We start from the raw sequence: 16,988 nt of genomic DNA on the forward strand, positions 1-16,988 counted from the left end.
AATTAATATTGATTTTATTGCAAAATCTGTGAATAATACAACTTATCCCGAAAGTTGTGTAACACATTCTTGACCAAAGCAGGTCATCTTTGTAAAGTCTCGAAAATACATTCCCGACAAAAAACACACTATGATGACAGCAAAGAAAACCCTAATAAATGTAGCCAAAATTCAAGACACTTTAGCGAAAATTCAAGTGTTAATTGAGGGCAACAATAGCAATGCTAAATGGCGTCAAGGTTTCTCGATGCATCCAAATGAAGCCTCAAATAAATTGGAACAAGAATTTTATGACAAGGCCAGAGGCTGTTCTGTAAAAGCGCAAGAAGATAATATTTTTGATTATCAGGATTTTTTGAAATAGTATTAAAAATAGTTTTAGTCCTGCAAAAAAACAGAACTTATGAAAACCGAAAAAGAAATCAACGAGAGAATTTTAAAAATTACCATAAAAATTAAAGAAAAATATCCTGAATTATCAGAATTTATTCTGGAAATGCCAGTCACGATTCCTAACGTACTAAACCCAAAAATTAATCTTAAATCATTGAAAGAGTACAATAATTCATTAAAAATCTTGCTAAAGAATTATATCGAAAATCAAAACTTAGCAACAAAATAATTTCAAAAATGAAACATATATAGTTTCACGGAGAAAATTTTTGGAACAACTTTTTTAAGTATGTTCATTATCCAAAAATCATTCAACAGGTTTTCAGGTTCTTTACATTTAAAAGTTAATGAGTTGGTTTCATCTCACGAACCAGCCAATAACTCTGTCATTAATGCCGAAGAAAAAACAGAACGAGAAATAACGAAACTTTCAAAAGAATATGCAGAACTAGCAGAACAAGTCAAAGCGCTTGAGGATCAAAACTCCTTAAATTAGTTTCATTCAACTCCCATTAATAGCGTCAATAAATTAGAAAAAAATCCTGAAAATTAATATTGATTTTATTGCAAAATCTGTGAATAATACAACTTCTAGTTAAAGTTATGTAACACTTTGTCGTTACAATACAACCACCTTTGCACTGTCGTGAAAACACTTTCGCACCTAAATCTAAAAAAATGAACACTACCGAACTAAAAGGAAATTGGGACGAGCAAAAAAGTAAACTAAAACAAAAATTTGCCGCCCTGACTGACAATGATTTGCTTTTTGCAAATGGCAAAAAAGAAGAAATGATGGCTAAACTCGAAATAAAACTAGGAAAAACTAAAGAAGAATTATTCAAAATCATTGGAGAAATATAATTACAAGTCTTAATAAATAGTAGATAATTTTGGACCAGACTTGGCTTTAGGAGTTCCATGTACTTTTTAATTCGTTTAACCCGTTGGGTGTAATTATTAAGAACGTCAGTTCGATTTTTTTTTTTGTAAAGTAGTTCTCGCTACTTTTCAAAATTTAAAATTTTAAAAAACTCGAAGTGACGCGGAACAAAACTTCTCGATACGCTTCGCTACACGAAGTGTCGTGTATGGAGAACCGTTTTTAATGAAATTTCCCTCGTTCTGTCCTCCTAAGTGAAATCGAAGTACGATTTTCTTCCTGAAGCTTCGGGAGAAAATTACTCGTCTCGTAGCTTCGGAAGACGAAAAATTTTCATCAAAAACTAATTTCACCCAACGGGTTCTTTTAATATTTAAAAAGTTACAAAGATTAAAAAAGCAATATAGCGGCGAGTTAGTTCTCGTCGTTTTCATTGAATTGTATTGCAAAAAGCGTGAATGTTGCAACTAATCAAAAAAGTTATATAACAGATTCTAAAACTATTGAATTGACCTTTGTATTGTAATAATGATGTTACAAATAAATATAAATAAAATGAAAAAATCAAAAATTATAATGACAATGATGCTCTTAATAAGTGCCTCGCAATTGACCTTTTCACAGCTAAAGAATGATTTCAAATTCGGGATTAAAGGCGGTGTAAATTTCACGAATATTAATACCAATAATACCAGCGAAAACAAGAGTCTTACTGGTGTAAATTTTGGAATATTCGCAAAATTACCCATCACGAGTTCGTTTGCCATTCAACCCGAAATGTATTTCACTACCAAAGGTTCAGAACTAACCTACCAAAGTGTTTTTGTTGATGGAACTGCACAATTTGATTTGAATTATATTGAAGTTCCTGTTTTGGCAGTTTTCAAAATTACCAATAAATTCAATGTTCAATTAGGTCCTTATGCATCGTATTTAGTGAATTCTAATGTTAAAAATGTTTCTGATATTAATTTCAATTTTGAAGATAATATAGATTCTGGCGATTTCACAAAATTTGATACAGGAGTTGCTGCAGGTGTAGAATTTGAAGGAAAATCTTTTAGTCTTGGTGTACGATACAATTTTGGGTTGATAACAGTTGGGGAAGAAAAAACCTATTTTGGAACTAATTATATATTTCCTGACGGAAAAAATAGTGTCCTTAATGTATACCTCTCTTATTCCATTTTTTAACTTTAAAAAACAACAATTATGAACAATCTACTTTATACCGTCGCAGTAATTTTAGTCATTTTATGGGCTATTGGATTCTTCGCTTATAGTGCTGGATCTATTATTCACATTCTTCTAGTTATAGCAATTGTTGCTGTATTATTAAGAGTGATACAAGGAAAAAAATTATAAATAAATTAATCATTAATAAATAGAAATTATGAATTCAGGTAAAATAATATTAGGAGTTTTGGGCGGAATAGCCGCTGGTGCAATAGCAGGAATCTTGTTAGCGCCAGAAAAAGGATCCAAAACCAGAAAAAAAATTATGGATAAAGGCAAAGGTTATGCGGATGATATGAAAATAAAATTTGAAGATTTATATCAAAATGCAACCAGCAAACATGAAAATGTTTTGCAGGACAGCAAAGAACTGTTCAAAAATAATGAGATGAAATAAACCATTATGGACTAGAATACTATAGATTTATTTTGCAGACCGAAAGGCTGCTTGTGCATAGATTTTGCTACGAATTTCAAGAATTAATTCGTGAAATTCGTAGCAAATTTTTTAGAACCTAAAAGGAAAATACACTAGAGTGCATAGTTTTAACAATTTTGAGACCCATAAAACCTGCTGTTCAAGACACAATCAAAAATAAATTTCAAAATAAAAATACCCCTAAAAAGTGTCTGACTTTTTGGGTGTAGTCTAAAACCCTTTTTTATATCAAAAGCGAACCCTTTGTCTGAAACTGTGAATTTTACAACTAATACAAATAAAGATGTAACACATCACGCATCAGTTATTTTCACCTTTACACTATAAATAATATAACCATTTAAACAAAAAAAAATGAAAACTTTAAAAATAATTACATTGGCTATAATGATGCAATTTGCATCCTATTCAGTAAATGCACAAGTTTCAGTAAATGTAAATCTAGGAACGCAACCCTATTGGGCTCCAGTAGGTTACAGTTCCGCAAACTACTATTACATTCCTGACATTCAGACCTATTACGATGTAAGAACTACACAATTTATATATTTAAACAGAGGAGTTTGGGTTCGATCAAGTAATTTACCAAGACAATATAGAAACTATGATTTAAACAGAGGCTACAAAGTTGTGATAAATAATTACAAAGGATCAAGACCATACTATAACTACAAAAATGATAAGATAAAATATTACAAAGGGTATAAAGGTAGTCCTCAAAAATCCATAGGTCATAGAAAAGAAAACCACAAAGCGTATGGCAACAATAAAAATAATAGTGCTAAACACGAAAAAGGAAATAAAGGGAACGGGAACAATTAATTTTTGATTTTCAAACAAAATAAATTTCTACAATCTCATTCAAAACGGAGCAACCAAATCTGGTTGCTCCGTTTTTGCATGATTAATCCCAACTTAATTTTTATTAAAAAAAACCTAAATAAAATTAGTCTCCTAATTGCTAATATTTCTTATAAAAACAAAAACCACACTGAAATAATTTTCCTATTTTTGTCCAAACAATAACACTTATTTTTATGCTAATAATAGGAATTGCAGGCGGAACAGGTTCAGGCAAAACAACCGTAGTTCATCAAATAATGAATGAACTTCCAGACACCGAAGTTGGTATTATTGCACAAGATTCCTACTATATGGAAACCCATAATTTAAGTTATGAAGAGCGAACAAAAATAAATTTTGATCATCCTCGAGCCATTGATTTCGAACTATTGGTTACACATCTCAAAGAATTAAAAGCCGGAAACACCATCAATCAACCCGTATATTCGTTCGTAACACACAACCGAACAAACGATACAATCGTCACACATCCCAGAAAAGTAATGATCGTCGAAGGAATATTAATACTCACAAACCCCGAATTAAGAGAACTATTCGACATCAAAATATTTGTCCACGCCGATTCTGACGAACGATTAATCCGTCGTTTAAAACGCGATATTTCGGAACGTGGCCGCGATATGGACGAAGTGCTAAACCGCTATCAAACCACCTTAAAACCCATGCATCAGCAATTTATCGAGCCAACAAAAGCCTTTGCCGATATCATCATACCCAACGACAAGTACAACACCGTAGCCATAGACGTAGTTCGCGCAGTAATAAATCAACGAATTCTATAATTTTATTGTAATTTTATGACAAAATAAATGGTACTCAATTCAGTCATTGCGCGGAACGTGGCAATTTGAAGCTATTTCCTGCTGTCCACTCTATCTTGTCATTGCAAGCTTGCGTGGGCAATCTCACAACAACAAGGATGCCGCTTCCATCAGGGCTAGGGCATTTGATTTCAATTCAAAATTCTCTTAAAACAGAAACAATTTTTTATGACAAATTCATATAAAGACAAACCTTGGTTCAAATTTTTAAGCAACAAATACGTTTGGGTTCTACTATTCTTCGCCACTTGGATGATTTTCCTAGACAATTATTCCTATTTTGACCATCGTTTTCTAGACCATCAAATCAATGAACTAAACGATAACAAAAAATACTATCTAGAGGAAATCAACAAAGACAAACAAAGCATCAAACAACTCAAAAATCCAGAACAAATAGAAAAATACGCTCGCGAAAAATATTACATGAAAAAAGATAGCGAAGACATTTACATCATCGAATACGAAGGTGACACCATACAAAAAGTAAACAAACAATAGTAGTTTAGACAATCGAAATGAAAAACCTTTTCCAAGATTTCAATCCCGTTTCTACCAAACTATGGAAACAAAAAATCCAGTTTGAACTCAATGGTGCAGATTATAATCAAACCCTAATCTGGAATTCTCCCGAAGACATAAAAGTAAAACCATTTTACAATTCAGACGATTTTGACACCTGTTTTGAAATAAAAACAAAAGCAACACAGTTTAAAATTTGTCAAAACATCTTTGTACACGATATAGACAAATCAATTACCAGAGCAAACGACAGCATCAATCGTGGTGCCGAGAACATACGTTTTACCATACAAGATGAAAATATAGACCTCCAGAAACTGCTCGAAAATCTACCTTTAGAAAACCAAACCATCTACTTCAATTTGTCGTTTCTCTCCATCGATTTCGTAAAAAAAATTGATGCCATAACCAACAAAAAAAAGACTACAATTTTTTATAATCTGGACCCAATCGGGCAATTAGCTAGGGATGGAAACTGGTATAAGACACAAGAGAAAAACAATTTCGAAACCCTAAATTTACTTTCAAACACAATTATAAACCAGTCATTAATTAGTATTGACTCAGGATTATATCAAAATGCTGGTGCCAATTTCACACAACAAATTGCCTATAGCTTAGCTCATGCAAACGAATATCTAAACAGAGTTAAAACCATAAACCAACCTGTAGTTTTTCAAATTTCGGTAGGTACAAATTACTTTTTCGAAATTGCAAAACTTCGAGCCATGCGATTGCTATTCCATACAATTGCTAGAGAATATAATCCTAATTTTGAATGTCATTTTATAGTTTCGCCTACAAAACGCAACAAAACAATATATGATTACAACGTAAATATGTTGCGCACCACAACCGAGTGTATGAGCGCAATACTTGGCGGTGCAAATGCAATTGCAAATCTCCCATACGATGCTTTGTACCACAAAGACAATGAATTTGGTGATAGAATTGCCCGAAATCAATTACTAATTCTCAAAAACGAAAGCTATTTTGACAAAGTTAATAACCCCGCAGACGGAAGTTATTATATAGAAAGTCTAACGCATCAACTTGCCGAAAAAGCATTACTTTTATTCAAAGACATCGAGGCAAATGGTGGTTTTCTAAAACAACTCAACGAAGGAATCATCAAAAGAAAAATCCAAGAAAGCGCTGATAAAGAACAAGAATTATTCAATACAGGAAAAGAAATTTTGCTAGGAACAAACAAATATCCTAACAAAAACGACAGCATGAAACACGATTTAGAACTGTTTCCTTTTGTAAAAAACAAACCCCGAAAAACACTAATCACTCCAATTATAGAAAAACGATTGGCCGAAAAAACAGAACAAGAAAGACTCGAAAACGAAAAATAAACAAACCCAAACGATTATGAAAAACCTATTTTATTGCTTACTTGCACTTATTTCTTTTACAGCAATAGCACAACAAAAAACAATCCAAATTACTAATATTACCAATGGTAAAATAAAAATATATGAAGAAAATCAACGTGTCAAAATAAGAACATTAGAAGGCAAAAAACTCGTTGGAAACCTAACTTTCACTGACAATGAAACCTTTGTAATTAACAATCAATCCATAAAAATTGATAGTGTTCTAAGCATAAAAAAACAACCCAAACTGTTAGGAACAATACGAACAGTAGTATTAGTTACAGGATTAGCAATCGTAGGTTCGTCTATAATTGTAGCCGCTAGTGGCGGAAATGCAGCGTTTTTGCTTTTTACAGTGGGTTCAGGAGTAACCATTAGTGCTGGATTGATTGAAGCCATCAATAGCAACAACTCAAACAGACAGTGGAAATTTAAAATCGTTGATGCGAGCCTTAAAGCCGAATTGGAGACGCAAAAACAATAAAAAAAACTTACTTTTACATATAAAAACAAACTTATGGAAGCAATCAGACAAACCGTTAAGGTAAAGAACCATAAAATAAACATCACATTGCCAGATACTTTTAATGCTGACGAAGTAGATGTAATCATCATGCCGTCTTCAAGAGAATATACTATTCCGCAATGGCAAATTGATGAAGTAAGAGAGCGAACAATTGAGTATTTTAAAAATCCTAAAATTGCTTTAGATTTTGATGAAGTTATGAAGGAAATTGAAGATGGAATATAAACTTATCATTCTTCCTTTGGCTAAAATTGATCTTGAAGAAATCGCTTCTTGGTACGTAATTGTTAATAAAAATCTAGGAAGTCGTTTTTTAAAATCTGTAAAAAACGAAATAAAAATTTTAAGAGTTAAGCCTCATTTATATCAAATTAGATACGATGGAACGAGAGTTGCTTTAATAGAAACATTTCCTTATTTGATACATTTTGAAATTGATAAAAAGGAAATACTAATTAAAGCCATAATTCATACCTCAAGAAACACAAAAGTTTGGAGGAATAGAAATAATTATTAAACTAAAATTCCTTTAGATTTCTACATCAAATTCAAATGAGAAAAAATCTCCAACATATAAAATTAGAAAAGTCAGAAGATGGAAACTGGGAGTCAGAAGAAAAAAACTTCCTCACCGCCGAAGGCATTGAATTAAAAGAAACCTATTCAAATCAAGACATCGAAAACCTCGAACATCTTGATTTTGGAGCTGGCTTTGCGCCAAATTTACGCGGACCTTATGCCACAATGTATGCTCGCAGACCATGGACTATTCGTCAATATGCAGGATTTTCAACCGCCGAAGAAAGCAACGCATTTTACCGTAGAAATCTTGCCGCTGGACAAAAAGGGCTTTCCATCGCTTTTGATTTACCCACACACAGAGGTTACGATTCCGATCACGAACGTGTAGTTGGCGATGTCGGAAAAGCAGGTGTTGCCATAGATTCTGTCGAAGATATGAAAGTGTTGTTTGACCAAATTCCGCTAAACGAAATGTCGGTTTCGATGACGATGAATGGCGCAGTTTTACCCATAATGGCTTTTTATATCGTTGCTGCCGAAGAGCAAGGCGTGCGATCAGAACAACTATCAGGAACCATTCAAAATGATATTCTAAAAGAATTCATGGTACGCAATACCTACATTTATCCGCCAACGCAATCCATGAAAATAGTAGCCGATATTTTTGAATTTACTAGTAAGAAAATGCCCAAATTCAACACCATTTCAATATCAGGTTACCACATGCAAGAAGCTGGAGCAACTGCTGATATTGAGTTGGCGTACACACTTGCTGATGGTTTAGAATACATTAGAACTGGACTGGCAACAGGCATGAAAATTGATGAGTTTGCTCCTCGACTTTCGTTTTTCTGGGCCATTGGAATGAACCATTTTATGGAAATTGCCAAAATGCGTGCCGCAAGAATGATTTGGGCAAAACTCGTAAAACAATTCAACCCAAAGGACGAAAAATCATTGGCATTACGAACCCATTGTCAAACTTCAGGTTGGAGTTTAACCCAGCAAGATCCTTTTAATAATGTGGCGCGAACTACAATCGAAGCTACTGCAGCCGCATTTGGTGGCACACAATCTTTACACACCAACGCACTCGATGAAGCCATCGCTTTGCCCACCGATTTCTCCGCAAGAATTGCAAGAAATACCCAAATATACTTACAAGAAGAAACCAAAATTACAAAAACCGTTGATCCTTGGGCTGGTAGTTTTTATGTCGAAAGTTTGACTCATGAAATTGCACAAAGCGCCTGGAAACTAATCGAAGAAGTCGAAGAATTGGGCGGAATGACCAAAGCCATCGAAGCAGGAATTCCAAAATTACGTATCGAGGAAGCTGCCGCCAGAAAACAAGCCCGAATTGATAGCAACCAAGACATTATTGTAGGTGTCAACAAATACCGGTTAGAAAAAGAAGATCCGCTGCAAATTCTCGATGTAGATAACCAAATGGTGCGCAAGCAACAACTCGAACAATTAGAACATATAAAAGCAACACGAAATACAGAAAAAGTAGCATTTTCACTCAAAAAATTAACCCTTTGTGCTCAAACCCAAGAAGGTAATTTACTCGAATTAGCCATCGAAGCTGCTCGTAATCGGGCAACTCTAGGCGAGATAAGTACTGCACTAGAAACCGTTTTTGGTAGATACAAAGCACAAATTAAATCCTTTAGCGGTGTGTATAGCAAAGAAATAAAAGACGACAAAAGCTTTGAAAAAGCAAAACAACTAGCCGACGAATTTGCCAAAAAAGAAGGACGTCGCCCTAGAATTATGATTGCTAAAATGGGACAAGACGGTCACGATCGTGGTGCAAAAGTAGTTGCCACAGGTTATGCCGATTTGGGTTTTGATGTTGATATTGGACCACTTTTTCAAACACCAGCCGAAGCCGCGAAACAAGCCATAGAAAACGATGTGCATATTCTGGGAGTTTCATCGCTTGCTGCAGGACACAAAACACTTGTGCCACAAGTAATCGAAGAGCTCAAGAACTTCGGACGACAAGATATAATGGTGATTGTAGGTGGTGTAATTCCGGCACAAGATTACCAATTCCTTTTTGATGCTGGAGCTGTTGCAGTTTTTGGACCTGGAACAAAGATTAGTGAAGCAGCGATTCGTATTTTGGAGGTTTTGATTGGAGATTAGGTTTTATAATCCCGTTAGGGATTAAATATGGTTAGACAAAAAAAATATCCGATATCCAAAATCCCGTTAGGGATTAAATATGGTTAGGGATTAAATATCGTTAGATTAAATATGGTTATACAAAAAATCAAAAACATAATCCAAAATCCCGTTAGGGATTAAATATGGTTAGAGATTAAATATGGTTAGGATTAAATATGGTTAGATTAAATATGGTTAGATTAAATATGGTTAGACAAATAAAAATATTCGATATCCAAAATCCCGTTAGGGATTAAATATGGTTAGGGATTAAATATCGTTAGGGATTAAATATCGTTAGACAAAAAAATATCCGATATCCAAAATCCCGTTAGGGATTAAATATTGTTAGACAAAAAAAAACCGAGATCCAAAATCCCGTTAGGGATTAAATATTGTTAGATGATATAATTATGGCAAACACCTACACAGAAATTCACATTCAATTTGTATTTGCGGTAAAACGTCGTGATGGGTTAATACATTCCTCATTCAAAAACGAATTATACCAATACATAACCGGTATTATTAAAAATCACAACCACAAATTATTAGCCATTAATGGAATGTCGGATCATATCCATATTTTTATTGGTATGCGACCAACGCAATCAATTTCTGACTTACTACAAGACATTAAGGGTAATTCCTCGAAATGGATAAATGAAAAGAAATTTTTAAAAGTAAAGTTCGAATGGCAAGAAGGTTACGGTGCATTTTCTTATTCTAAATCTCAGGTAAATAGTGTAATAAATTACATCAAAAATCAAGAACAGCATCATACTGCTAAATCCTTTAGAGAAGAATATCTAGAATTTTTAAAACTATATGAAGTTGAATACGATGAACGTTATATTTTCAAAGACCCAATATAATATCATCCCTAAAGGGATTCCAACCATAAATTCAAACCTGCTAACTAACCTTATTTAATCCCTAACGGGATTATAAATAGTATTGGCTACTCCTAAATCTCTTCGATCCCAATACTCTTAAAAAAATCAAAAGTGCCATCATAAATATAATTTGGTCTGGTAAAATCTTCGCAATTACCGTTTGGAACATAAATAATCATTCCTTGTCTAGCGCGGGTTAAAAAAACGCTATAGGAATTTATTAAATAAGTAAAACACCGACCGAAAAGTTGGTGTTTTTTTTTATGTTTTTAAAATCTGAAAACTTTGTTGAAAAATAATAATTCATGCTTACAATTGTAGGCTGGTCAATTGTAGGCGTAAAACTAATTTTAAACACATGAATATAAAAGAAAAATTCGGGCAAAAAGTAAAGATTTTAAGAGAAGAAAAAAACCTCTCTATTGAACAATTAGCGAATATTTCAAATGTTGATAGAAACTACATTTCCGATATTGAAAAAGGGAAAAGAAATATTTCCATAGAAATAATCGAAAAGGTTATTACTGGATTAGAAACCGATTTAGCAACATTCTTTAGTGATAAAAGTTTTAAAAAATGAAAATGAAAGAGAAAATATCAATAGATGAATTTGACGGGAAAAAATTTAAGATTCGCTTCATCGAAGAAGAAGACAATAAAAAAGCTGTCTTAACACATTATTTACATAATTATAATAATGGTGTAAAAGAACATTTTGAAGAAGCAGCAACTGAATATTTAAAGCAAATTATTGAATACAAAAATGAAGAAGATAATATAAATATTGTTTCTGATATAGCATTACAACAATTACTTTTTGAAGTCGAAGATGTACCTTTTCCAACACCCAAAAATTATTCTTTTAAATTTATTGATTTATTTGCAGGAATTGGTGGATTTAGATTAGCTCTTCAAAACCTTGGAGGTAAATGTGTTTTCACGAGTGAATGGGATGAAAATGCAAAAAAAACTTACAGAGCTAATTTTGGAGAAGTTCCTTTTGGCGATATAACTAAAGAATATACGAAAAACTACATACCTGAAAATTTTGATGTTTTATGTGCTGGATTTCCATGCCAAGCGTTTTCTATAGCTGGTAAAAGGGGCGGATTCGAAGATACCAGAGGAACTTTGTTTTTTGACGTTGCTGAAATCATCAAAAAAAGAAGACCAAAAGCTATCTTTCTTGAAAATGTAAAAGGCTTAAGAAATCATAACGGAGGTAAAACATTGGCAACAATTTTAAATGTTTTGCGTAATGATTTAGATTACTATGTTCCTGAACCACAAATAGTAAATGCAAAAAATTTTGGTGTACCACAGAACAGGGAACGAATATATATAGTGGGATTCCGGAAAAATTTGGGAATTGATTCATTTACATATCCTGAACCATTTAAAGATAAAGTTTCTTTTAAAAAAATAAAAGAAAAAAAAATTGTTCCAACTAAATATTATCTGTCAACACAATATCTACAAACTTTGATTAATCATAAAGAAAGACATGAAAGTAAAGGTAATGGTTTTGGATACGCAATAATTGGTGATGAAGAAATATCAAATGCAATTGTAGTTGGTGGAATGGGTAGAGAAAGAAACTTAGTTATTGATAAGAGAATAACTGATTTTACACCAACTACTCATATAAAAGGTGAAGTAAACAGGGAAGGCATTAGAAAAATGACTCCACGAGAATGGGCAAGACTTCAAGGATTTCCAGATAATTATATAATCCCAGTTGCCGACGCTTCTGCATATAAACAATTTGGAAATTCCGTTGCTGTTCCTGCAATTCAGGCAACAGCAGAACAAATTTTAAAATTAATAACTAATATCGAATGAATCAACTTAATAAATTAGGGATTACAGTAGGGAAAGATAATAAAGCAGAAATTGTGTTTGACCAATTAATGCCTGATTTTCTTAAAGTAAATTATAAAAAGCCTTCTGACTATATTAGGACATATTGGGATGCTTATAAAAAACATCCTGAAGGTAATAATAATCTTAATGGAAAAATATTTGAATATATATTAGCTACACTATTTGTTCGTGAAGGTTTAATCCCATTATACATAAGTGCAAAAGTAGCTTTTGTCCCAAATGTAATTTACGATTTGATGTTTTATACATCAGAAAGAGGTCCAATTTGCATTTCAGCAAAAACAAGTCTACGAGAAAGGTATAAACAAGCAGATTTAGAAGCAATAGCTTTAAAATACGTTCATAGAAAAGCTTTAAGTTTCTTAGTTACCCTAGAAGAATCAGAAGCCAAGAGTGTAAAAGCTAAAATTAAAAGTGGTGACGTAATTGGGCTAGATAATGTTATTGTTGCTACAAATGAAGAATTTAATGACTTAATTATTGAATTGAAATTATTTAATTTTTCAGAACCACCAACTGTTAAAGTAATTGAGAGTAATCAAATTGTTACTAAAGAAAAAGTTTTAAATTTAAAATAGGTTCAGCGTAAAAATTATTCATCTATTCTTACTCCTATTTATACAACTCCTCAAAACAATTATAGTAAAAACCCTTTATTCATTGCAAATGACAGTGAGGTGACACCCAAATGTCGTTACAAAGTGCGCAACCCAAGGCTAACTTTGTCCCTATAAAAAACACACCTTATGGAAACACAATCAATTGCAAAAAATTTAGTTTACCAACGAAAACTAAAAGGGTTTTCTCAAGAAGAATTGTCCGAGAAAACGCAAGTAACCGTTCGCACCATTCAGCGAATAGAAAAAGGAGATGTAAATCCGCACCTGCAAACCATTAAATTATTAGCCACAGCGCTCGAAATTGAGCTGGATGATTTAATGATTTTAGAAAACCCAAAGCAGGAAAACATTCAAACCAAATGGTTATTACTCCTTCATGGCACACCAATTTTAGGATTGATTTTACCTTTGTGCAACATATTATTTCCCCTTTTTTTATGGATTCACAAGCGCGAAGACAATGTTCTTTATGACACTCACGGCAGGAAAGTTATCAATTTTCAAATCAGCATTACACTTTTATACCTACTGTCGTTTGTTGCACTAGTAACTATCGAAGGCTGGGGATTTTTGTTTTTCATCGCCGTAATTCCGTTTAGTATCATTGTCACTTTTATTAATATCTTTAAAGCAATTAATACCCAAAAATGTTATTATCCGTTATCCATTCCGTTTATAAAAACGAATGCAATAGCAAAAATGATTGTGGTTCTTGTTGGAAGTGTAACAATGCTCACACCATCAAAAACTGATGCTCAAACCATAAAACGGCTTGACGGAAGTAGCATATCAACGGATTCATTGACTAACAAAATCAATCAACTTGTTAATGATGCGAAAATTCAAGGAATTGCAGTTACAGTTTTTAATAATAACAAAGTGGTTTACGAAAAATCTTTTGGTTACAAAGATTATGAGAAGAAACTTCCTTTTAACGAAACCACCAATATATACGGCGCTTCCTTTAGCAAAGCCGTTTTTGGCGTTTTGGTCATGAAACTTGTAGAACAAGGAATTATAGATTTAGACACACCATTAGAATCGTATTTGCCAAAAAAAATCCACGAATACAAACCTCTTACACGCTGGCACGATGATTATTCGGCATTAAAAAAGGATAGTTTGTATCCTCAAATTACTGCTCGAATGTGTTTATCGCACACTACAGGTTTCCCAAATTACAGATGGTTTGAAAGCGACCAACAACTGCGGGTTCTAACCAAACCAGGAACAAGATTTAGTTATTCAGGCGAAGGATTAATTTATTTACAAGTTATTTTAGAAAAAATTACAGGCAAAAATTTAGAAGAATTGGCTCAAGAATTCGTTTTTAAACCCTTACAAATGAATCGCTCCAGTTACAAATGGCAACAAAAATTTGCTCTGGATTTTGCTTATGGACACAACACTATTGGCGAAAAATATGAAAAAGATATCGACAATGAACCCCGAGGTGCAGGCACTTTAGAAACTACAGCATTGGATTTTGGTCAGTTTTTAAAAGCCGTTTTAGATCATAAAATCCTATCTAAAAAATCATGGAATGAATTGTTCAAAAACCAAATTAATATAAAATCAAAACGACAAGTAGGCGCTTTATCCCTTGAAGATGGAACTCAAAACGACGGCATACAACTCGGGTATGGTTTAGGCTGGGGAATATTACAAACTCCTTATGGTTTTGGTACTTTCAAAGAAGGTCACGGCGATGGTTTTCAGCATTATTTTATTTTATTTCCAAAAGCAAAAACAGGAATTATGATTATGACCAATAGTGATAACGGCGAAGGTGTTTTTAAGGAATTATTAGAAGTCGCCATCAAAGACATTTATACTCCTTATGAATGGCAAAATTATTTCCCATACAATAGAAAATAAAAAAAACATTAAAAATATCACTGATATTCAACATTTTATATTAAATTTAATCTCCCAAATCAAAGATCAAAACCATCATAAGTAATTTTAAACCAAATATAATTATGAAAAAAAAGATTTTAATGAGAGGACTATTACTGCTTATTGTAACTTTAACAATTGCATGTAATAAAAAAGTAGAAGAAGTCGTAGTTGCGCCAGCAGTAGACAACGATCAAATTAAGACCGAAATACAAGCTATGGAAGATGCTTTTGCAGTCGCTTACAATGCTGGAAATGTGGATGCTCTAACCTATTATGCGGATGATGCTACCAGTTTTCCAAACGAAAAAATGCCATTAGTTGGCAAAGCTGCTATTCTAGCATCGGTTAAAGAAGACATTGCAAATACACCAAAAGGAGCAAAAGTTACTTATGTTGCAAATGAAATTTACCCATCGAATGATGGCAATCAAGTAGTTGAAATTGGAAGTTATGTACTTGTAGATTCAAGTGCTACAAAATTACGCAGCGGAAACTACATTAGTATTTTTGAAAAAAGAGACGGAAAATACATTTGTATTAGAGATATGGCTTCTATTGATGCTCCTGCTCCAAAAAAATAACTATATAAACTAAATTACCCAAGCACTTCTGAAAAGAGGTGCTTTTTTTTGGTTTAGCATTAAAATATTTTCTATATCGGTTTTAAACAGTACTTTTATTTTTTATAAAAACGATGTCAAAACTTCCTCACATAACCACAAGTATATTTTCGGTAATGTCTAAAATGGCTTCCGATTACAATGCTATAAATCTTGCGCAAGGTTTTCCAAATTTTCCTGTTGACGAAAAGTTGACCAATATTGTTGCTCGATTAGCCAAAGAAGATGTGCATCAATACACACCAATGTCTGGTTATTCAACGCTTTTGTCGAAAATAGCTACACTTATCCAAAAGTCCTATAATAGAATCGTACAACCAGAAAATGAACTACTTGTTACTGCTGGCGCAACTCAAGGAATTTTTGCTACAATTCTAGCTTTGGTAAAAACAAATGATGAAGTCCTAATTCTCGATCCAAGTTATGATTGTTACGAATCACCCGTTTTGTTATGCAATGCAAAACCAGTGAGAATAGCCCTTAATGATGATTATACCCCAAATTGGGAACGAATAGAAAAAGCATTCACGTCCAAGACAAAAATGATTATCATCAATAATCCGCACAACCCAACAGGGAAAATTTTAAACAAAACTGATTTTGAAGTTCTAGAAAAGCTGTTACAAAAATACCAAGATGTAATTTTATTATCCGATGAAGTTTACGAATACATCACTTTTGAAGAGCAACATATTTCGACACATTCTCGCAAAAAATTACTGAATCGTACGGTTATGGTTTCTTCCTTTGGGAAATCATTTCATATTACAGGTTGGAAAGTGGGTTATCTTGTAGCACCCGAATTCTTGATGAGAGAAATCAAAAAAGTGCATCAGTTTATGGTTTTTAGTGTCAATAGTATTTCACAAATAGCTATAAGCGAGTATCTTGATTTAGTTTTGGTTGATGAATTAGGAAGTTTTTATCAGCAAAAACGGGATTATTTTCGAAAATTACTCGCCAACAGCCGATTTGAATTGATGTCTTGCGAAGGAACGTATTTTCAAGTGGTTTCCTACGCAGCAATCTCGGATGAAAATGATGTTGATTTCTGCAAGCGGTTAATTACAGAATTTGGAGTTGCTGCCATTCCTATTTCTACTTTTTATGCTGATGGAAAAGACTTAAAACTCATTCGGTTTTGTTTTGCGAAAGACAATGGAACACTGGAAGAAGCTGCAAAAAGGTTGTGTGGTATTTGATTTGTCATTACGAGGCACGAAGCAATCCCATATATTACTCTCAATAAGAGATTGCTTCGTGCCTCGCAATGACAAAATCATAAAAAAGAAACATAATAAAA

General features: G+C 33.1%; 23 protein-coding genes and 1 pseudogene. 22 read left to right on the forward strand and 2 right to left on the reverse strand.

What is annotated here, in order from left to right; genetic code table 11:
• Window positions 1-133: 133 nt before the first annotated feature.
• The 4 genes from RMO53_RS05800 to RMO53_RS05815 all read left to right on the forward strand — a co-directional run bounded on the left by RMO53_RS05800 (window position 134) and on the right by RMO53_RS05815 (window position 1,257).
• Entirely contained in the window at window positions 134-364 is a 231-nt protein-coding gene (locus RMO53_RS05800; protein ID WP_310378881.1) for a hypothetical protein, read from the forward strand.
• A 39-nt stretch (window positions 365-403) separates the two neighbouring features.
• On the forward strand, window positions 404-622 hold the full coding sequence (locus RMO53_RS05805) for a hypothetical protein (protein ID WP_310378883.1): 219 nt from the start codon (window positions 404-406) through the stop codon (window positions 620-622).
• Between the two features lie 60 nt (window positions 623-682).
• Window positions 683-889, forward strand: a complete 207-nt coding sequence (locus RMO53_RS05810; protein WP_310378884.1) for a low affinity iron permease family protein — start codon at window positions 683-685, stop codon at window positions 887-889.
• Between the two features lie 182 nt (window positions 890-1,071).
• Window positions 1,072-1,257 carry a general stress protein CsbD gene (locus RMO53_RS05815; protein WP_310378886.1) on the forward strand — a complete coding sequence of 62 codons (186 nt, stop codon included), beginning with the start codon at window positions 1,072-1,074 and terminating at the stop codon, window positions 1,255-1,257.
• Window positions 1,258-1,419: 162 nt separating this feature from the next.
• Here the strand turns inward: RMO53_RS05815 and RMO53_RS05820 are convergent, their stop codons facing one another.
• On the reverse strand, window positions 1,420-1,629 hold the full coding sequence (locus tag RMO53_RS05820; RefSeq protein WP_310378887.1) for a hypothetical protein: 210 nt from the start codon (window positions 1,627-1,629) through the stop codon (window positions 1,420-1,422).
• A 202-nt stretch (window positions 1,630-1,831) separates the two neighbouring features.
• On the opposite strand from RMO53_RS05820, the gene RMO53_RS05825 reads away from it, so the two are divergent.
• The 12 genes from RMO53_RS05825 to tnpA all read left to right on the forward strand — a co-directional run bounded on the left by RMO53_RS05825 (window position 1,832) and on the right by tnpA (window position 10,638).
• A complete protein-coding gene (locus tag RMO53_RS05825) occupies window positions 1,832-2,470 on the forward strand; it encodes a porin family protein (RefSeq protein WP_310378889.1) in 639 nt (212 codons plus the stop codon).
• A gap of 18 nt (window positions 2,471-2,488) precedes the next feature.
• Window positions 2,489-2,641: a lmo0937 family membrane protein gene (locus RMO53_RS05830; protein WP_310378891.1), complete on the forward strand. Its 153-nt coding sequence runs from the start codon at window positions 2,489-2,491 to the stop codon at window positions 2,639-2,641.
• A 28-nt stretch (window positions 2,642-2,669) separates the two neighbouring features.
• Window positions 2,670-2,909 carry a YtxH domain-containing protein gene (locus RMO53_RS05835; protein WP_310378893.1) on the forward strand — a complete coding sequence of 80 codons (240 nt, stop codon included), beginning with the start codon at window positions 2,670-2,672 and terminating at the stop codon, window positions 2,907-2,909.
• Window positions 2,910-3,305: 396 nt separating this feature from the next.
• Complete coding sequence (locus tag RMO53_RS05840; protein WP_310378895.1) at window positions 3,306-3,773, forward strand: hypothetical protein; 468 nt, start codon at window positions 3,306-3,308, stop codon at window positions 3,771-3,773.
• A gap of 215 nt (window positions 3,774-3,988) precedes the next feature.
• Window positions 3,989-4,597, forward strand: a complete 609-nt coding sequence (udk, locus tag RMO53_RS05845; RefSeq protein WP_310378897.1) for a uridine kinase — start codon at window positions 3,989-3,991, stop codon at window positions 4,595-4,597.
• Window positions 4,598-4,804: 207 nt separating this feature from the next.
• On the forward strand, window positions 4,805-5,137 hold the full coding sequence (locus tag RMO53_RS05850) for a septum formation initiator family protein (RefSeq protein WP_310378898.1): 333 nt from the start codon (window positions 4,805-4,807) through the stop codon (window positions 5,135-5,137).
• 17 nt (window positions 5,138-5,154) lie between these two features.
• Window positions 5,155-6,519, forward strand: coding sequence for a methylmalonyl-CoA mutase subunit beta (locus RMO53_RS05855; protein WP_310378899.1), 1,365 nt, complete (start codon window positions 5,155-5,157; stop codon window positions 6,517-6,519).
• Window positions 6,520-6,535: 16 nt separating this feature from the next.
• Window positions 6,536-7,024: a hypothetical protein gene (locus tag RMO53_RS05860; protein WP_310378901.1), complete on the forward strand. Its 489-nt coding sequence runs from the start codon at window positions 6,536-6,538 to the stop codon at window positions 7,022-7,024.
• A 33-nt stretch (window positions 7,025-7,057) separates the two neighbouring features.
• Window positions 7,058-7,291: a hypothetical protein gene (locus RMO53_RS05865; RefSeq protein WP_310378903.1), complete on the forward strand. Its 234-nt coding sequence runs from the start codon at window positions 7,058-7,060 to the stop codon at window positions 7,289-7,291.
• A complete protein-coding gene (locus RMO53_RS05870; protein WP_310378908.1) occupies window positions 7,281-7,583 on the forward strand; it encodes a type II toxin-antitoxin system RelE/ParE family toxin in 303 nt (100 codons plus the stop codon). The genes RMO53_RS05865 and RMO53_RS05870 overlap by 11 nt, the downstream gene beginning before the upstream one ends.
• Window positions 7,584-7,618: 35 nt before the next feature.
• Window positions 7,619-9,742, forward strand: a complete 2,124-nt coding sequence (gene scpA, locus RMO53_RS05875; RefSeq protein WP_310378909.1) for a methylmalonyl-CoA mutase — start codon at window positions 7,619-7,621, stop codon at window positions 9,740-9,742.
• 434 nt (window positions 9,743-10,176) lie between these two features.
• Window positions 10,177-10,638: an IS200/IS605 family transposase gene (gene tnpA, locus RMO53_RS05880; protein WP_310378911.1), complete on the forward strand. Its 462-nt coding sequence runs from the start codon at window positions 10,177-10,179 to the stop codon at window positions 10,636-10,638.
• 92 nt (window positions 10,639-10,730) lie between these two features.
• On the opposite strand, the pseudogene RMO53_RS05885 reads toward tnpA, so the two are convergent.
• Window positions 10,731-10,886 (reverse strand): annotated as a pseudogene (locus RMO53_RS05885) (hypothetical protein); the annotation flags it as partial.
• A gap of 131 nt (window positions 10,887-11,017) precedes the next feature.
• Between RMO53_RS05885 and RMO53_RS05890 the strand changes: the two are divergent.
• The 6 genes from RMO53_RS05890 to RMO53_RS05915 all read left to right on the forward strand — a co-directional run bounded on the left by RMO53_RS05890 (window position 11,018) and on the right by RMO53_RS05915 (window position 16,887).
• Window positions 11,018-11,239, forward strand: coding sequence for a helix-turn-helix transcriptional regulator (locus tag RMO53_RS05890; RefSeq protein ID WP_310378914.1), 222 nt, complete (start codon window positions 11,018-11,020; stop codon window positions 11,237-11,239).
• Between the two features lie 2 nt (window positions 11,240-11,241).
• Window positions 11,242-12,501: a DNA cytosine methyltransferase gene (locus RMO53_RS05895; RefSeq protein ID WP_310378917.1), complete on the forward strand. Its 1,260-nt coding sequence runs from the start codon at window positions 11,242-11,244 to the stop codon at window positions 12,499-12,501.
• Window positions 12,498-13,121: a hypothetical protein gene (locus RMO53_RS05900; protein WP_310378918.1), complete on the forward strand. Its 624-nt coding sequence runs from the start codon at window positions 12,498-12,500 to the stop codon at window positions 13,119-13,121. Before RMO53_RS05895 ends, RMO53_RS05900 begins: the two co-directional genes overlap by 4 nt.
• Window positions 13,122-13,289: 168 nt before the next feature.
• Entirely contained in the window at window positions 13,290-15,041 is a 1,752-nt protein-coding gene (locus RMO53_RS05905; protein WP_310378920.1) for a serine hydrolase, read from the forward strand.
• Between the two features lie 104 nt (window positions 15,042-15,145).
• Window positions 15,146-15,646 (forward strand): nuclear transport factor 2 family protein, encoded by a 501-nt coding sequence (locus tag RMO53_RS05910; RefSeq protein ID WP_310378923.1) that lies wholly within the window; start codon window positions 15,146-15,148, stop codon window positions 15,644-15,646.
• Between the two features lie 113 nt (window positions 15,647-15,759).
• Window positions 15,760-16,887 (forward strand): methionine aminotransferase, encoded by a 1,128-nt coding sequence (locus tag RMO53_RS05915; RefSeq protein ID WP_310378924.1) that lies wholly within the window; start codon window positions 15,760-15,762, stop codon window positions 16,885-16,887.
• Window positions 16,888-16,988: the final 101 nt, after the last annotated feature.

The sequence above is a fragment of the Flavobacterium sp. genome, from assembly GCF_031409475.1.
Taxonomy (GTDB): Bacteria; Bacteroidota; Bacteroidia; order Flavobacteriales; family Flavobacteriaceae; genus Flavobacterium.

Excerpts from the sequence above, each read along its gene's own strand:
- RMO53_RS05800 (WP_310378881.1), top strand. The coding sequence starts at position 134 with ATGACAGCAAAGAAAACCCTAATAAATGTAGCCAAAATTCAAGACACT.
- RMO53_RS05805 (WP_310378883.1), top strand. The coding sequence starts at position 404 with ATGAAAACCGAAAAAGAAATCAACGAGAGAATTTTAAAAATTACCATA.
- RMO53_RS05810 (WP_310378884.1), top strand. The coding sequence starts at position 683 with ATGTTCATTATCCAAAAATCATTCAACAGGTTTTCAGGTTCTTTACAT.
- RMO53_RS05815 (WP_310378886.1), top strand. The coding sequence starts at position 1,072 with ATGAACACTACCGAACTAAAAGGAAATTGGGACGAGCAAAAAAGTAAA.
- RMO53_RS05825 (WP_310378889.1), top strand. The coding sequence starts at position 1,832 with ATGAAAAAATCAAAAATTATAATGACAATGATGCTCTTAATAAGTGCC.
- RMO53_RS05830 (WP_310378891.1), top strand. The coding sequence starts at position 2,489 with ATGAACAATCTACTTTATACCGTCGCAGTAATTTTAGTCATTTTATGG.
- RMO53_RS05835 (WP_310378893.1), top strand. The coding sequence starts at position 2,670 with ATGAATTCAGGTAAAATAATATTAGGAGTTTTGGGCGGAATAGCCGCT.
- RMO53_RS05840 (WP_310378895.1), top strand. The coding sequence starts at position 3,306 with ATGAAAACTTTAAAAATAATTACATTGGCTATAATGATGCAATTTGCA.
- udk (WP_310378897.1), top strand. The coding sequence starts at position 3,989 with ATGCTAATAATAGGAATTGCAGGCGGAACAGGTTCAGGCAAAACAACC.
- RMO53_RS05850 (WP_310378898.1), top strand. The coding sequence starts at position 4,805 with ATGACAAATTCATATAAAGACAAACCTTGGTTCAAATTTTTAAGCAAC.
- RMO53_RS05855 (WP_310378899.1), top strand. The coding sequence starts at position 5,155 with ATGAAAAACCTTTTCCAAGATTTCAATCCCGTTTCTACCAAACTATGG.
- RMO53_RS05860 (WP_310378901.1), top strand. The coding sequence starts at position 6,536 with ATGAAAAACCTATTTTATTGCTTACTTGCACTTATTTCTTTTACAGCA.
- RMO53_RS05865 (WP_310378903.1), top strand. The coding sequence starts at position 7,058 with ATGGAAGCAATCAGACAAACCGTTAAGGTAAAGAACCATAAAATAAAC.
- RMO53_RS05870 (WP_310378908.1), top strand. The coding sequence starts at position 7,281 with ATGGAATATAAACTTATCATTCTTCCTTTGGCTAAAATTGATCTTGAA.
- scpA (WP_310378909.1), top strand. The coding sequence starts at position 7,619 with ATGAGAAAAAATCTCCAACATATAAAATTAGAAAAGTCAGAAGATGGA.
- tnpA (WP_310378911.1), top strand. The coding sequence starts at position 10,177 with ATGGCAAACACCTACACAGAAATTCACATTCAATTTGTATTTGCGGTA.
- RMO53_RS05890 (WP_310378914.1), top strand. The coding sequence starts at position 11,018 with ATGAATATAAAAGAAAAATTCGGGCAAAAAGTAAAGATTTTAAGAGAA.
- RMO53_RS05895 (WP_310378917.1), top strand. The coding sequence starts at position 11,242 with ATGAAAGAGAAAATATCAATAGATGAATTTGACGGGAAAAAATTTAAG.
- RMO53_RS05900 (WP_310378918.1), top strand. The coding sequence starts at position 12,498 with ATGAATCAACTTAATAAATTAGGGATTACAGTAGGGAAAGATAATAAA.
- RMO53_RS05905 (WP_310378920.1), top strand. The coding sequence starts at position 13,290 with ATGGAAACACAATCAATTGCAAAAAATTTAGTTTACCAACGAAAACTA.
- RMO53_RS05910 (WP_310378923.1), top strand. The coding sequence starts at position 15,146 with ATGAAAAAAAAGATTTTAATGAGAGGACTATTACTGCTTATTGTAACT.
- RMO53_RS05915 (WP_310378924.1), top strand. The coding sequence starts at position 15,760 with ATGTCAAAACTTCCTCACATAACCACAAGTATATTTTCGGTAATGTCT.